This is a genomic window from Nocardioides rotundus (assembly GCF_019931675.1).
Classification (GTDB): Bacteria; Actinomycetota; Actinomycetes; order Propionibacteriales; family Nocardioidaceae; genus Nocardioides; species Nocardioides rotundus.
The window spans coordinates 2,436,975-2,450,738 of sequence record NZ_CP082922.1 but is presented as its reverse complement, the minus strand read 5'-3'; the positions used below and the strand labels follow the sequence as shown (position 1 = coordinate 2,450,738).

The 13,764-nt window shown below is 71.8% G+C and carries 13 protein-coding genes; 6 read left to right on the top strand and 7 right to left on the bottom strand.

The genetic code is table 11. The features are described 5' to 3' along the window. The first annotated feature begins 7 nt into the window (after nt 1-7). The 5 genes from K8W59_RS12145 to secA all read left to right on the top strand — a co-directional run bounded on the left by K8W59_RS12145 (nt 8) and on the right by secA (nt 6,602). Entirely contained in the window at nt 8-727 is a 720-nt protein-coding gene (locus K8W59_RS12145; protein ID WP_223394174.1) for a ComF family protein, read from the top strand. Nucleotides 728-1,079: 352 nt separating this feature from the next. Continuing rightward, complete coding sequence (gene hpf, locus K8W59_RS12140; RefSeq protein ID WP_223394172.1) at nt 1,080-1,709, top strand: ribosome hibernation-promoting factor, HPF/YfiA family; 630 nt, start codon at nt 1,080-1,082, stop codon at nt 1,707-1,709. A 48-nt stretch (nt 1,710-1,757) separates the two neighbouring features. After that, complete coding sequence (locus K8W59_RS12135; RefSeq protein WP_223394170.1) at nt 1,758-2,438, top strand: response regulator; 681 nt, start codon at nt 1,758-1,760, stop codon at nt 2,436-2,438. A gap of 36 nt (nt 2,439-2,474) precedes the next feature. After that, entirely contained in the window at nt 2,475-3,686 is a 1,212-nt protein-coding gene (locus tag K8W59_RS12130; RefSeq protein WP_223394168.1) for a winged helix-turn-helix domain-containing protein, read from the top strand. 54 nt (nt 3,687-3,740) lie between these two features. Continuing rightward, nucleotides 3,741-6,602 carry a preprotein translocase subunit SecA gene (gene secA, locus K8W59_RS12125; protein ID WP_317846267.1) on the top strand — a complete coding sequence of 954 codons (2,862 nt, stop codon included), beginning with the start codon at nt 3,741-3,743 and terminating at the stop codon, nt 6,600-6,602. Nucleotides 6,603-6,608: 6 nt separating this feature from the next. Here the strand turns inward: secA and K8W59_RS12120 are convergent, their stop codons facing one another. Together K8W59_RS12120 and K8W59_RS12115 are read right to left on the bottom strand one after the other, a co-directional pair. Further along, nucleotides 6,609-7,100, bottom strand: coding sequence for an Rv3235 family protein (locus tag K8W59_RS12120; RefSeq protein ID WP_223394166.1), 492 nt, complete (start codon nt 7,098-7,100; stop codon nt 6,609-6,611). Continuing rightward, complete coding sequence (locus K8W59_RS12115; protein WP_223394164.1) at nt 7,097-7,801, bottom strand: LysM peptidoglycan-binding domain-containing protein; 705 nt, start codon at nt 7,799-7,801, stop codon at nt 7,097-7,099. Before K8W59_RS12115 ends, K8W59_RS12120 begins: the two co-directional genes overlap by 4 nt. Nucleotides 7,802-7,913: 112 nt before the next feature. Here K8W59_RS12115 and K8W59_RS12110 point away from each other — a divergent pair, with 112 nt between their 5' ends. After that, the gene (locus tag K8W59_RS12110) at nt 7,914-8,453 is read left to right on the top strand and encodes a hypothetical protein (RefSeq protein WP_223394162.1); all 540 of its coding nucleotides are present in this window, start codon (nt 7,914-7,916) and stop codon (nt 8,451-8,453) included. A 6-nt stretch (nt 8,454-8,459) separates the two neighbouring features. Here the strand turns inward: K8W59_RS12110 and K8W59_RS12105 are convergent, their stop codons facing one another. The 5 genes from K8W59_RS12105 to K8W59_RS12085 are packed head-to-tail and all read right to left on the bottom strand — an operon-like array spanning nt 8,460 to nt 13,739. Next, nucleotides 8,460-8,801 carry a sec-independent translocase gene (locus tag K8W59_RS12105; RefSeq protein ID WP_223394160.1) on the bottom strand — a complete coding sequence of 114 codons (342 nt, stop codon included), beginning with the start codon at nt 8,799-8,801 and terminating at the stop codon, nt 8,460-8,462. A gap of 3 nt (nt 8,802-8,804) precedes the next feature. Further along, entirely contained in the window at nt 8,805-9,965 is a 1,161-nt protein-coding gene (locus K8W59_RS12100; RefSeq protein ID WP_223394158.1) for an Mrp/NBP35 family ATP-binding protein, read from the bottom strand. Nucleotides 9,966-10,010: 45 nt separating this feature from the next. Then, entirely contained in the window at nt 10,011-10,541 is a 531-nt protein-coding gene (locus K8W59_RS12095) for a DUF1003 domain-containing protein (RefSeq protein ID WP_223394156.1), read from the bottom strand. Beyond that, complete coding sequence (locus tag K8W59_RS12090) at nt 10,538-11,809, bottom strand: magnesium transporter MgtE N-terminal domain-containing protein (RefSeq protein ID WP_223394154.1); 1,272 nt, start codon at nt 11,807-11,809, stop codon at nt 10,538-10,540. Before K8W59_RS12090 ends, K8W59_RS12095 begins: the two co-directional genes overlap by 4 nt. Nucleotides 11,810-11,840: 31 nt before the next feature. After that, the gene (locus K8W59_RS12085) at nt 11,841-13,739 is read right to left on the bottom strand and encodes an alkaline phosphatase family protein (RefSeq protein ID WP_223394152.1); all 1,899 of its coding nucleotides are present in this window, start codon (nt 13,737-13,739) and stop codon (nt 11,841-11,843) included. Nucleotides 13,740-13,764: the final 25 nt, after the last annotated feature.

The window sequence follows — 13,764 nt, the reverse complement described above, 5'->3', positions numbered from 1 at the left end:
TGGTGGTGTGCCCTGGCTGCGTGACGCGTCGCTCGACCTGCTGCTGGGCGGCCGCTGCACGGGCTGCGCCCGCCCGGGAACGGTGCTCTGCACTGAATGCAGCGACGTCCTGCTGCGCACGCCGTACCTCGCCTGGCCGAGCCCGACACCTGCGGGGCTCGCCCCGCCGTGGACCGCGGGGGAGTACTCCGACACCCTGCGTGCGCTGCTGCTGGCCCACAAGGAGCGGGCCGTGCACGGGCTGCGCGGCCCACTCGGTCGTCTGCTGGCCGCCGCGGTCGCGGCCTCGTGCGCCGGCAGCGGGACGATGCTGCTGGTCCCGGTGCCGAGCCGTCCGGGCGTCGCCCGCCAGCGCGGCCACGAGCCCACGACGGCACTGGTGCGAACGGCGTGCCACAGGCTGCGCCGAGAGGGGTACGACGTCGCCGTGGCGCCGCTGCTGCGCTCGCGCGGTGGCGTGGCCGACCAGGCGGGACTGGATGCGGCGGCGCGTGCCCGGAACCTGGCCGGGTCGCTGTGCTGCCCGTCCCCGGCGCTGCGCCGGCTCGCCGCGCGCACCGGCCCGGCGCGGGTCGTGGTGTGCGACGACGTGCTCACCACGGGCGCCACGGCGCGTGAGGCACAGCGCGCGCTCGAGGCCGTCGGGGTCCGCGTGGCGGCGATCGCGACCGTCGCCGCCACGCGCAGGTTGTCGGTGCCGCTTCCGTCCGGCCCTTCTGTTGGCTAGCGTCGGTGCATGGAGTCCGTTCGGGTCCGTGGTTGCGTCCTTCGGACGTCCACGTCCGAAGGGCAAGCCGATGCCAGTCGCAGGCGAAACGGCCCACGTAACCCGGTTCGACCGGGGAGCACGGTGCGGCTTAGCAGTAAGTCCTGCCTCGTGACCGCCGTCAGATACGGCGGCCCGCGGGAGAAGGCCAGTAGTGGCGGAGAAGCTGCGAACGTCTCAGCAGGCGGGTGTGGGGACGAAGACCAGGTCGGCCGGACGGACTCCAGCCCCGGCGTGCCCCGCCCCTCCCGGGCCGGCCCCGGGCCACAGCTGTCGAAGACCCGCCATGGGAGCGGGACTGAGGAGGTCAACGATGGATGTTGCCGTCACCGGCAGGCACTGTGAGGTGTCCGAGCGGTTCCGCGACCATGTCGCGGAGAAGCTGACCAGGCTCGAGAAGCACGACCATCGGATCATCCGGGTGACCGCGGAGATCTCCGAGGACAAGCACCAGAAGAACCCCGAGCGTGCGGTGCGGGTGCAGCTCACCGCGTTCTCCAAGGGGCCGGTGATCCGCGCCGAGGCGGCAGCGGAGAACAAGATGGCTGCGCTCGACCTGGCCCTGGACAAGATGCAGGAGCAGATGCGCCGCGCGGCGGACCGGCGCCGAGTGCACCACGGGCGCCGTACTCCCGTGTCGGTGGCCCAGGCGACCGGCGCGCTGCCCACCGACGACGTGCTCACCGAGGGCGAGGCCGGGGCCGAGGAGCCGGGGGAGCGCAAGGTCGGGCCGATCACCGTCACCGGCGACGGCCCCCTGGTGGTGCGGGAGAAGTCCCACGCGGCCTCACCGATGACGCTGGACCAGGCGCTGTACGAGATGGAGCTCGTGGGCCATGACTTCTATCTGTTCGTCGACAAGGAGTCCGAGCGGCCCTCCGTGGTCTACCGGCGCCGCGGCTACGACTACGGGATCATCTCCCTCGACCTGGAAACGGACTGACCAGCAGGCCGGGCACACGACGGGGAGGATCTCTGCGATGATGCCGCTGTGACGACGCCATCGGGAGGCGAATCCGAGCCCATCCGGGTCCTGGTCGTGGACGACCAGGAGCTGTTCCGGCGCGGCATCACCATGCTGCTCGCCGCCGACCCGGGTGTGGAGGTGGTGGGCGAGGGACACGACGGCGTGCGGGCCGTGGACCTCGCCCAGGCCACCGCGCCCGACGTCGTGCTCCTCGACGTCCGGATGCCCAAGCGCTCGGGGATCGATGCCTGCCGGGCGATCAAGGAGTCCGTGCCCACCGCGAAGATCATCATGCTCACCTCCTCCGACGAGGAGGCCGACCTCTACGAGGCGGTGAAGAGCGGGGCGGCGGGCTACCTGCTCAAGGACTCCTCGCTGGACGAGGTCAACAACGCGGTGCGCGTGGTCGCCGACGGCCAGTCCCTGATCAGCCCGTCCATGGCGGCCAAGCTGATCCAGGAGTTCAAGCAGATGTCGGAGCCCGAGCGGGAGGCGGCCCCGGCGCTGAGGCTGACCGAGCGGGAGCTCGAGGTGCTGCGCCTGGTCGCCACCGGCAAGAACAACCGGGACATCGCCCAGGAGCTCTTCATCAGCGAGAACACCGTGAAGAACCACGTGCGCAACATCTTGGAGAAGCTCCAGCTGCACTCGCGGATGGAGGCCGTGATGTACGCCGTTCGGGAGAAGCTGCTCGACCTCCCGTGACGTGATCTGTCCGCATCGTCGCCTACGGTCGACCGCGTGAGAGAGCTCTCGACGGCCCAGGCCCGCCGGATCGCGCTCGCCGCCCAGGGCTTCTGCGACCCGCCGCACGCGGTGCCGACGCTGCGCACGCTGATGCGGACCGTGTCGCGGACCGGCGTGCTGCAGGTCGACTCGGTCAACGTGCTGCAGCGGGCGCACCTGATGCCGGCGTACTCCCGGATGGGCCCGTACGACGTCGACCTGCTGCGCCGTGCCTCGGGCGGGCGGCCCCGCCGACTGGTGGAGTACTGGGCGCACGTGCAGGCCCTGATGCCGGTCGAGCTGTGGCCGCTGATGCGGCACCGGATGGAGCACTACCGCGACCAGCGCGGGAAGTGGGGTTTCAGCGCGGCCGACCCGCAGATCGAGCCGCGGATCCTGGCCGCCGTCGCCGAGCGCGGGCCGGTCACGGCGCGCGACCTGGACGAGGAGTTCAGCGGGCCGCGCTCGCGTGAGCACTGGGGCTGGAACTGGTCCGATGCCCGCAAGGTGCTCGACTACCTCTTCCTGGTCGGTGACGTCGCCATCGCCGGGCGCAGCCGGCAGTTCGAGGTGATCTACGACCTGACCGAGCGGGTGCTGCCCGCCGAGGTGCTCGACGCCCCGACGCCCACCCCGCAGGAGGCGGTCGTCGAGCTGACCCGCCGCGCCGCCCGCTCGCACGGGGTGGCGAGCGCCGCCTGCCTGGCCGACTACTACCGGATGCGCCTGCAGCCCGCGCCCGGCAAGGCCAACGTCACCCACGCGGTGGCCCAGCTGGTGGAGGAGGGCGAGCTGGAGCCGGTGAAGGTCCAGGGGTGGGGGCGCCAGGCCTACCTGCACCGGGCGGCCAGGCTGCCGCGGCGGGTCGCCGCCCGGACCCTGCTGAGCCCCTTCGACCCGCTGGTGTGGGAGCGGTCGCGCGCGCTGGCGCTCTTCGACTTCCACTACCGGATCGAGATCTACGTGCCGGCGGCCAAGCGCCGGTTCGGCTACTACGTCCTGCCGTTCCTGCTGGGGGACCGCCTGGTGGCGCGGGTGGACCTCAAGGCGGACCGGGCCGGCCGGCGGCTGCTGGTGCTCGCGACGCACGCCGAGGACCACGCCCCGCCGGAGACCGCCGCGGAGCTGGCCGCCGAGCTGCGGCGGCTGGCCGGTTGGCTCGGCCTGGAGGAGGTCGAGGTGAACCCGGTCGGCGACCTCGGCCCCGCACTCGCGACGCACTTCTGAGGGCTCGTCCGAACCGGTCTGCCAGGCTGTGATCGGCTAGGTAGAGTGGCCGTCGTGCCTGCACTCATTGACAAGCTCCTGCGCATCGGCGAGGGCAAGATCCAGCGCCAGCTCGAGGCGATCGCCCAAGCCGTCAACGCGATCGAGGACGACTTCGTCGCGATGTCCGACGACGAGCTGCGGGGGATGACCGACGAGCTCAAGCAGCGCTACGCCGACGGGGAGAGCCTCGACGACCTCCTGCCCGAAGCCTTCGCGACGGTCCGCGAGGCGGCGCACCGGGTCATCGGGCAGCGGCACTACGACGTCCAGGTGATGGGCGGTGCGGCGCTGCACCTGGGCAACATCGCGGAGATGAAGACCGGCGAGGGCAAGACGCTGGTGGCCACGCTGCCGTCGTACCTCAACGCGCTCACCGGCAAGGGCGTGCACATCGTCACCGTCAACGACTACCTCGCGCAGTACCACGCGGAGTGGATGGGCCGGATCCACAACTTCCTCGGCCTCACCACCGGGGTGATCCTGCCGCAGATGCGCCCCGACGAGCGGCGCGAGGCCTACGCCTGCGACATCACCTACGGCACCAACAACGAGCTGGGCTTCGACTACCTGCGCGACAACATGGCCTCCTCGATCGAGGAGTGCGTGCAGCGCGGCCACCACTTCGCGATCGTGGACGAGGTCGACTCGATCCTCATCGACGAGGCCCGCACGCCGCTGATCATCTCCGGCCCCACCCAGGACGAGGTGAAGTGGTACGGCGAGTTCGCCAAGATCGTGGGCCGGCTGACCAAGGACACCGACTACGAGGTCGACGAGAAGAAGCGCACCATCTCGGTGCTCGAGCCGGGCATCACCAAGGTCGAGGACCACCTCGGCATCGACAACCTCTACGACTCGGTCAACACGCCGCTGATCTCGTTCATGAACAACGCGATCAAGGCCAAGGAGCTCTTCCGCAACGACAAGGAGTACGTCGTCATGAACGGCGAGGTGCTCATCGTGGACGAGCACACCGGCCGGATCCTGGCCGGGCGCCGCTACAACGACGGCCTGCACCAGGCGATCGAGGCCAAGGAGGGCGTGCAGATCCGCGAGGAGTACCAGACCCTCGCGACCGTCACCCTGCAGAACTACTTCCGGCTCTACGAGAAGCTGTCCGGGATGACCGGCACGGCGATGACCGAGGCCAGCGAGTTCGACAAGATCTACCAGCTCGGCGTGGTCCCGATCCGGACCAACAAGCCGATGGCCCGGGTGGACCAGGCCGATCTGGTCTACCGCACCGAGGAGGCGAAGTACCTCGCCGTGTGCGACGACATCGCCGAGCGCCACGCCAAGGGCCAGCCGGTCCTGGTGGGGACGGTGTCGGTGGAGAAGTCCGAGCACCTCTCCGGGCTGCTCAAGCAGCGCGGCGTCCCGCACACGGTCCTCAACGCCAAGCAGCACGCGGACGAGGCCAAGGTCGTCGCGCTCGCGGGCCACAAGGGCGCGGTCACCGTCGCCACCAACATGGCCGGGCGAGGCACCGACATCATGCTCGGCGGCTCGGTGGACTTCCTGGCCGACCAGGAGCTGCGCAGCCAGGGCCTGGACCCGGTCGAGAACACCGAGGAGTACGACGCCGCGTGGCCGGCCGCCGTGGAGCGGATCAAGGCCAAGGTGTCCGCCGAGCACGACGAGGTCAAGGAGCTCGGCGGGCTCTACGTCGTCGGCACCGAGCGGCACGAGTCGCGCCGGATCGACAACCAGCTCCGCGGCCGCTCCGGTCGTCAGGGCGACCCGGGGGAGTCCCGGTTCTATCTGTCCCTGCAGGACGAGCTGATGCGGCTGTTCAAGTCCGACTGGGTCGACCGGATCCTGCTGGTCCTCAAGGTTCCCGACGACATGCCGATCGAGAACAAGCGGGTCACCAACGCGATCGCCAACGCGCAGGGCCAGGTCGAGTCGCAGAACTTCGAGTCCCGCAAGAACGTGCTCAAGTACGACGACGTGATGGACCGCCAGCGCAAGGTCGTCTACGGCGAGCGGCGCGAGGTGCTCGAGGGCGCGGACCTGGAGAAGCAGACCCGGGAGTTCCTCGACGACGTGATCACCGGCTACGTCATGGGCGCGACCGAGGAGTACGCCGAGGACTGGGACCTCGACGCCCTGTGGACCTCGCTGAAGCAGATCTACCCCGTGGGCGTCTCCCAGGAGCAGGTCGTGGCGGACGCCGGCGGGCGCTCGTCGCTGACCCGCGAGGAGCTCATCGAGGTCCTGCAGAAGGACGCGCACGCGGCCTACGACCGCCGGGAGGCCGAGGTCGGGCCGGAGGTCATGCGCGAGCTGGAGCGCCGGGTGCTGCTCTCGGTCCTGGACCGGAAGTGGCGCGAGCACCTCTACGAGATGGACTACCTGCGCGAGGGCATCTACCTGCGGGCCTACTCCCAGCGCGACCCGTTGGTGGAGTACCAGCGCGAGGGCTTCGACATGTTCTCGGCGATGATGGACGGGATCAAGGAGGAGGCCGTCGGCTTCCTGTTCAACCTCGAGGTGCAGGTCGACGACGACGAGGACGGGCAGTCCGTCGAGCCGGTCGAGGAGCCGATGGCCCGCGAGGTGCCCAGCGAGCCGGTGACGCTCCCGGGGGTCTCGGGCTCGGTGGTGCCGGGGCAGTCGGTCACGCCGGCCGAGCGCCCGCAGATCCACGCGCGCGGCCTGGAGCAGCCCCAGCAGCCTCAGAACCTCGCCTACTCCGCGCCGAGTGAGGACGGGGACGCCGAGGTGACGCGGGGCCCGGAGCTCGCTCAGGACGACCCCTACAGCGGGGTCGGTCGCAACGACCTGTGCCCCTGCGGATCCGGGAAGAAGTACAAGCGCTGCCACGGCGCGCCGGGCGGACCCACCGGGCTCACCGCACGCGCGAACGGCTAGACCGGCTCAGGCGAAGTCCAGGGCCACGCAGATCCAGTGGCCCTCCTGCACCTCGAAGCGTGCGGCGAGGGCGCGGCTGCGCTGCCCGTAGGTGACCCGGACCGCGACCTCGACGGTGTTCTCGTCGATGAAGGACGGCCGAACCGACGCCACCCGAGGACGGACGACGCCCGCCGACCGCCCACCCGGGCGGTGCCGTCCGGCACGGGCGACCAGATGCGCCCGGCGCCCCAGGTCGCCGTACACCGCCGGGCTGGACCAGCGCATCAGCTGCGAGACCGGCCGCAGGCCTGCCACGACGTCGGCGGCCACCTGGGTGTAGCGCCGCGCCCACTCCTCGAGGCGACGCCGGGTGCGCAGGTCGACGGGGGTCAGATCGCAGCCGGGCCCGGCGGTCAGCGGACCCTCCGGGGGACTGTGGTCGGGGTGCAGGTCCAGGGCGAGCGAGCCCTGGACGCTGGCGACGGGGACGGCGGGGTGCAGCGCGGCGACGGTCATGGGCGTGGTTCCTCTCCGGAGTCGTTGCCGGCGTCCGACAGGCGCAGAGGCGTGCCGGGCCGGATCAGGTCGGGGTCGGGGCCGAGGACCCCCGCGTTCTGGTGGAAGAGCCGCTGCCAGCGCGCGGTGATCTCGGCGTCGGAGGCGCCGGGCGGGAGCTCGGCCGCGGCGATGTCCCACAGCGTGTCTCCCGGTCGCACCACGTGCCCGGTGCGTCGTGCGGGCTCCGGCGCGGATGGCCTGGCCGTGGCAGCCCCGTCCTCGGGCCGGTCGGGGTAGGACAGGCCGTCGACGCCGCGGGGAGCGGCCTCGGACACGACCGTGCGGGCCTGTTCCTCGGGAGCGGCCGAGGCGGGGCCGGCCAGCGTCGCGGCCACCCCGACGCCGCAGGCGGTCAGCACCGCGCGGTGCAGCCACACCGGGCAGCCGGCGCGCCGGACCGGGCGACCGTGCAGGGTGTCCGCCACGACGAGGAGCGCGAGCAGGGTGAGCCAGGCGCCGACCGCGAGGGCGACCGCCTCGCAGGTCCACACCAGCAGCACCTCGAAGGGCTGCTCTGCGACCCGGCCCGACGCCAGCGACGCGGCGGCCCGCGACAGGTCCGATTGCACCAGGGCCCCCAGGCCGGCCAGCGCGGTACAGGCCGCGATGACGAGGAGCAGGGCCCGCGCCGGTGAGGGAACCCCCTGAGTCGCTCGCATGTGGCATTTACCCTTCGTTTGACATCGTTTGATGCATTTAAGGAAGTTTGCGTCCGGATGTCAACGGCGCTGTCCACAGGACCGGTACCGGCCGGTGTGGCAGCATGCGGCCGTGGCCTGGGAGGACGAGCTGTTCGCGCTCCTCGACGATCTCGAGGGGCAGGCCGAGGCCGCCTTCGCCGACGAGCGGGACGTCGAGCTGGTCGACCGCTCGCGCGCGGAGTACGCCGCGGTGTCCCTCACCGGGCGGCTGATGGCCACGGCGGGGCAGCCGGTCGAGGTCCACGTGCGCGGGGTGGGGCCGGTGCGCGGCACCCTGGCCCGGGTCGCGCGGAGCTGGTGCCTGGTCAGCGGCCACGGGCAGGAGTGGTTCGTGCCGCGGCACGCGCTGGTCGCGGTGGGCGGGGCCTCCCAACGGGCGGTGCCCGAGGTGGCCTGGTCGCCGCTGACCCGGCTGGGCCTGGGCTCGGCCCTGCGGCGGATCGCCGACGCGGGCGACCGCTGCCTCGTGCACACCCTGGACGGTGAGCGCTACGAGGTGGTCCTGCGGCGGGTGGGCGCCGACTTCGTGGAGGCCGTCACGGGGGACCGGCGGTCGCTGCTGCTCGTGCTGGAGACGGTGGCGGCGGTGCAGCGGCGCGAAGAGGGTTGAGGGCGCTCAGGTGGCCTCGTGGTCGTACGGCGGCAGCTCGCCGGCCTCCAGCGCCCGGTGACCGGGGCGCCGAGTCTGCTCGCGCTCGGCCTCCTGCTCGGCCTCGGCCATCGCCTCCATCACCTGCTTGCGCACGAACGCGCGCGGGTCGAGGTCGCGCAGCTCCAGCTCCGCGAACTCCGGGCCCAGCTCCTTGCGCAGGTCGTCGCGCGTGCTGGTGGCCATCAGCTTGAGGCTGTGCAGGAACCGGCCGGCCTGCCGGGCGAGCTCGGGGAGCCGCTCCGGCCCGACGAAGACGACGGCGACGAGGGCGATCACGAGGAGCTCTCCGAGGCCGACGTCCCACACGGGTCAGAACTTACTGGTAGGGGTCAGTCCCAACTGCATCCCGGCCAGCCCGCGGCCCTTCCCGACCAGGCCGCGCGCCACCGAGCCGAGCTCCTGAGCGGCGGGGGAGGAGGGGTCCGCCTCCACGATCGCCTTGCCGACGTCGCCGCCCTCGCGCAGGGCGAGGTCCAGTGGGATCCGACCGAGCACCGGGACGTCGTACCCGAAGCGCTGGGACAGCGTGGTCGCGACGCGGTCGCCACCGCCGGACCCGAAGACCTCCAGGTGGTGGTTCTCCTCCGGCGGGCAGTGCGGGCAGGGGAGGTAGCTCATGTTCTCCACCACGCCGATCACCCGCTGGTGCATCATCGAGGCCATCGTGCCGGCCCGCTCGGCGACCTCGGCGGCCGCCTCCTGCGGGGTCGTCACCACGACCACCTCGGCGTTGGGCAGGTGCTGGCCGAGCGAGATCGCGATGTCACCGGTGCCCGGGGGCAGGTCCAGCAGCAGGGCGTCCAGGTCGCCCCAGTAGACGTCGGCCAGCATCTGCACCAGGGCCCGGTCCAGCATCGGCCCGCGCCAGGCGACGACCTGGTCGCGGCGCGGCTTGAGCATGCCGATGGAGATCACCGAGACGCCCGAGGGCGTCGGCACGGGCATGATCAGGTCGTCGACCTGGGTGGGACGCTGGTCGGCCACGCCGAGCATGGCGGGGACCGAGTGGCCGTAGATGTCGGCGTCGACCACGCCCACCTTGAGGCCCTGCTGGGCCATGGCGAGGGCGAGGTTGACCGTCACCGAGGACTTGCCCACGCCGCCCTTGCCGGAGGCGATGGCCAGCACGCGGGTCAGCGAGCCGGGCTGGGCGAAGGGGATCTCCCGCTGGGCCTGCCCGCCGCGTAGCGTCTCCTGCAGCTGCGAGCGCTGCTCGGAGCTCATCACGCCGAGAGTGAGGTTGACGTCGGTGACGCCCGGGACCCGGCGTACGGCGGCGTTGACGTCGCGGTTGATCGTGTCCTTGAGCGGACAGCCCGCCACGGTGAGGAGGACGGTCACGTCGACCGCGCCGTCCTCGCCGATCTGGACCTGGTCGACCATGCCGAGGTCGGTGATCGGCCGCTTGATCTCGGGGTCGTTCACCGTCGCCAGGGCGGCGGTGACCTGCTCGGTGGTGGGGGTGCTCATGATGGGGCCAGCGTAGTTCGTCCCCGGGCGTGGGCCGAACCCCTGTCAGGTGTGAGATTCCTCGTCGGGATCCGGCTCGGGGGGCTGCTGGCGGGCGTCGAGCTCGGAGAGCAGGTTGCGCAGCTCCGAGCGCAGGTAGTCCCGGGTCGCCACCTCGCCCACCGACATCCGCAGCGAGGCCACCTCGCGGGTGAGGAACTCCATGTCGGCGTGGGCCCGGGCGTTGGCCTGACGGTCCTGCTCGGCGACCACCTTGTCCCGCATCTCCTGCCGGTTCTGCGCCAGCAGGATCAGCGGCGCGGCGTAGGAGGCCTGCAGCGAGAGCATCAGGGTGAGGAAGATGAACGGGAACGGGTCGAAGCGCAGCTGCTCGGGGGCCACGACGTTCCACAGCACCCAGAGGGTGACGAACAGCGTCATGTAGACGAGGAAGGTCGCGGTGCCCATGAACCGGGCGAACTTCTCCGCGAAGATCCCGAAGGTCTCCTCGTCGTAGGTCGGCCGCGGGATCAGCCGACGCTGTGCCTCCAACGGCTGGTCCAGGCGCGCACGGCGGGCGCCGGTCGAGTCGCTCATCGCCGCACCGGCCCCTTCGGACCGAGCGTGCTGCGCCGCTCGTCGCGCCAGTTCTCCGGGAGCATGTGGTCCAGCAGGTCGTCGACGGTCACCACGCCCAGCAGCCGGCCCTCGTCGTCGACGACCGGCGCGGCGGTGAGGTTGTAGTAGGCGACGTGGGCGGCCACCTCCTGGATGGTCGCGTCGTCGCGCAGGTAGGTCGTCTCCTTGTCCAGCAGGCCGGCGACGAGCTCCGAGGGCGGCTCGCGGAGCAGCCGCTGGATGTGCACCAGGCCGAGCAGCCGCCCGGTGGGCGTCTCCATGGGCGGCCGGCAGACGTAGACCTGGGCGGCCAGCGAGGTGGGGATCTCCTGGCGCCGCACGTGGGCCAGCGCCTCGGCGACGGTCGCGTCGGGCGGCAGGATCACCGGTTCGGGCGTCATCATGCCGCCCGCGGTGGTCTCGTCGTACTCCATCAGGCGCCGCACGTCCTCGGCGTCCTCGGGCTGCATGAGCGCCAGCAGGTTCGTCGCGGTGTCGGCGGGCAGCTCGGCGATCAGGTCCGCCGCGTCGTCGGCGGACATCTCCTCCAAGATGTCGGCGGCGCGCTCGGGGTCGAGGACCCCGAGCAGCTCGACCTGGTACTCGTCGGGCAGCTCCTCGAGTACGTCGGCCAGCCGCTCGTCGCCCATGGACGTGACGACCGCCAGCCGGCGCTCGCGCGGGAGGTCGCGCAGCATCCCCGCGGCGTCGGCGGGGCGCATCTCGTTGAGCTGGGCCACCAGCTGGGTCGCCGGCTGGGTCTCCTCGGCGCGCGCGAGCCCCTCGACCTGGTCCCACTCCGCGACGTGGGTCTGGCCGCGGCGCCGGAAGCCCCGCCCGGGCTCCTGCACGGCGACCCGGCTCAGCACCCACTCGCGGTTGCGGGCCTGCTCCATCCCGACGTCGTAGATGGTGCCGGTGACGCCGGTCTCCTTGAGCCGGACCTCGCGGTCGAGCACCTGCCCGATCACCAGGGTCTCGGTCGCCCGCTGCTCGAACCGGCGCATGTTGAGCAGCCCGGTGGTGTGCACCTGGCCGGCGTCGATGTTGGTGACCCGGGTCATCGGCACGAAGATCTTGCGCCGGCCGAAGACCTCGGCGACCAGCCCGAGCACGCGCGGCTGGCTGGCCTCGGAGCGGATCAGCACGACCAGGTCGCGCACCTTCGCCACCTGGTCGCCCTGCGGGTCGAAGACCGGCAGGCCGACCAGGCGGGCGGCGTAGACGCGGTTAGGGCTGCTGCTCACGCGGGCAACCGTACCGCCGGGGCCGGGTGGGTCAGCGCAGTGCCGTGACCGTGCGTCCGCGGGTCAGCGTGGTACCGGGGACGTCGGGCAGGCCGAGGGCCTCGGTGACCAGCTGGGAGGCGTAGGCGTTGCGGAAGGGCTGCTTGGTCGCGCTGTAGGCGACCCGCTCGTCGCCGGGCGAGGCGAGGTCGGCGTTGAGGCTGTAGAGGCTGACCCCGGCCGGGACCTCCGGGCCGGTGACCACGAACGGGACCTTGAAGTTCCCCTGGACCGACGGGTCGCTGTGGGTGCGGCCGCTGCCGCCGTGGGTGCCGGTGAGGATGACCCGGGTCTTCCCGGCGGTCGCGCTGTTGCGGCCGATCGCGCCCAGGATCCGCGAGACCCGGCCGTCCAGGGTCCGCAGGGCGGCCTGGTAGCGCTCGCTGCTGAAGCCGTAGCGCTGCCCGACCCGGTCGGGGCCGGAGAGGTGGACCACGGTCAGGCCCCGCCTGCCGGTGGCCAGACGACTCACGGCCGCGTCGGTCACGGCGGTGTCGCCGGCCCCGAGCCGGAAGACGTCGATCTTGTCCCGGCCGTCGTCGGCGCCGTAGGGGTCGGCCCCGCCGTTGGTGCCGTTCCAGCTGGTGTCGACCATCCGCAGCTCGCTCCGGCTGGTGAACAGCGCGGTGGCGAGCCCGTTGTTGTGCACGATGTCGAAGACGCTGGAGACGTAGCGGCCCGCCGCCTTGTGCACGGTGCTGGCGACGCCCGGACGGGTGACGCCGTGGCCGCCGGAGCCGGTGGACACGGCCCGCCCGGTCAGCATGCTGACGACGTTGGGCAGGTTGGTGGTCCGCTCGTAGGTCGTCCGGCCGTCCCAGGTGCCGGCGCCTCGGGCGAACATCCGGCGGATCGTCGGCGTCGCCGTACCGGCGCTGCGCAGGGACTGCGAGCGCAGGCCCTCGACCGCGATCACGACCGCGTTGGCCGCGGGGGCGGCCGGGGCCACCGGGGCCGAGGCCGACTTCAGGGTCGCGTCGGCCCAGAAGAGCGGGTGGTCGGAGGTCTTCTGAGCCAGCTCGGTCCGGACCGGCGTGAAGTTGGAGAAGGTCATCCCGGAGGTGCCGGAGATCCAGTCGATCCACAGCCGCTCGGGGGTCTTGCAGACCCCGTCCTCGACCCGCGCGTTGTTGGCGGAGCGGACGCCCGGCACTTGCCGGGAGACCGGGCAGATGTAGTTCTCCTTGGCGTTCTTGTCGCCCAGGAGGAACACCTGGATGCCCGGGGTCGCCTTCTGCAGCCGCTTGGTGAGGTCGGCCTCCATGGTGAAGCCCTGCTGGCGGTACTGCTCGGCGGGGCCCCGGGCGTCGGCGGGGTTGTGGGAGTTGTAGAACCAGGCCCGCTCGCCGGTCTTGCGGTTCTCCAGCAGGACATACGGCATCGGCCACAGGGCGCCCTTGAAGTAGGGCACGTTCATCGTCTTGCCCTCGATCATCTTCCAGGTGTCGCGACGCCAGATGATCGAGTTGGCCAGGCCGCGGATCGGCCGCTCGGGGTGGCCCAGACCGGGGTAGATCGCGTAGGTGTCGGCGCCCACCTCGCGGAAGCGGTCGTACTGCTCGGGCTCGAACTCCTGCAGGCCGACGACCGAGAGCCGGGCGTCGCCGATGAGCTTCAGCGCCCAGCCGGTCCGGGTCGCGCCCGAGGCCCAGCCGGGCTTGTTGCCGGTCGCGGTGGTGTGGCTGTTGCCGAGCACGTTGTAGGTGCCGACCCGGAACGTGCTGCCGGTGTCGGCGACGGGAGTGGTGCGCGGCTCCACGACCGGGTCACCGCCGGTGACCGAGAGGAGCGCGCCGAAGGCCACCGCTGAGACGGTGGCGCGGGCGACGACGGCGCGGAGGGAGCGCCGGCGTGACGGGCGGGCAGGGCTGGCAAGGGAGAAGGGTGCCATGACGGGGGTGGCCTCATTCGGGGGT

Coding starts and splice junctions, on each gene's coding strand:
- K8W59_RS12120 (WP_223394166.1), bottom strand. CDS start 7,100: ATGACCGTCGCCGCGCTGCACCCCGCCGTCCCCGTCGCCAGCGTCCAG.
- K8W59_RS12095 (WP_223394156.1), bottom strand. CDS start 10,541: ATGAGCGACTCGACCGGCGCCCGCCGTGCGCGCCTGGACCAGCCGTTG.
- hpf (WP_223394172.1), top strand. CDS start 1,080: ATGGATGTTGCCGTCACCGGCAGGCACTGTGAGGTGTCCGAGCGGTTC.
- K8W59_RS12100 (WP_223394158.1), bottom strand. CDS start 9,965: ATGAGCACCCCCACCACCGAGCAGGTCACCGCCGCCCTGGCGACGGTG.
- K8W59_RS12115 (WP_223394164.1), bottom strand. CDS start 7,801: ATGCGAGCGACTCAGGGGGTTCCCTCACCGGCGCGGGCCCTGCTCCTC.
- K8W59_RS12085 (WP_223394152.1), bottom strand. CDS start 13,739: ATGGCACCCTTCTCCCTTGCCAGCCCTGCCCGCCCGTCACGCCGGCGC.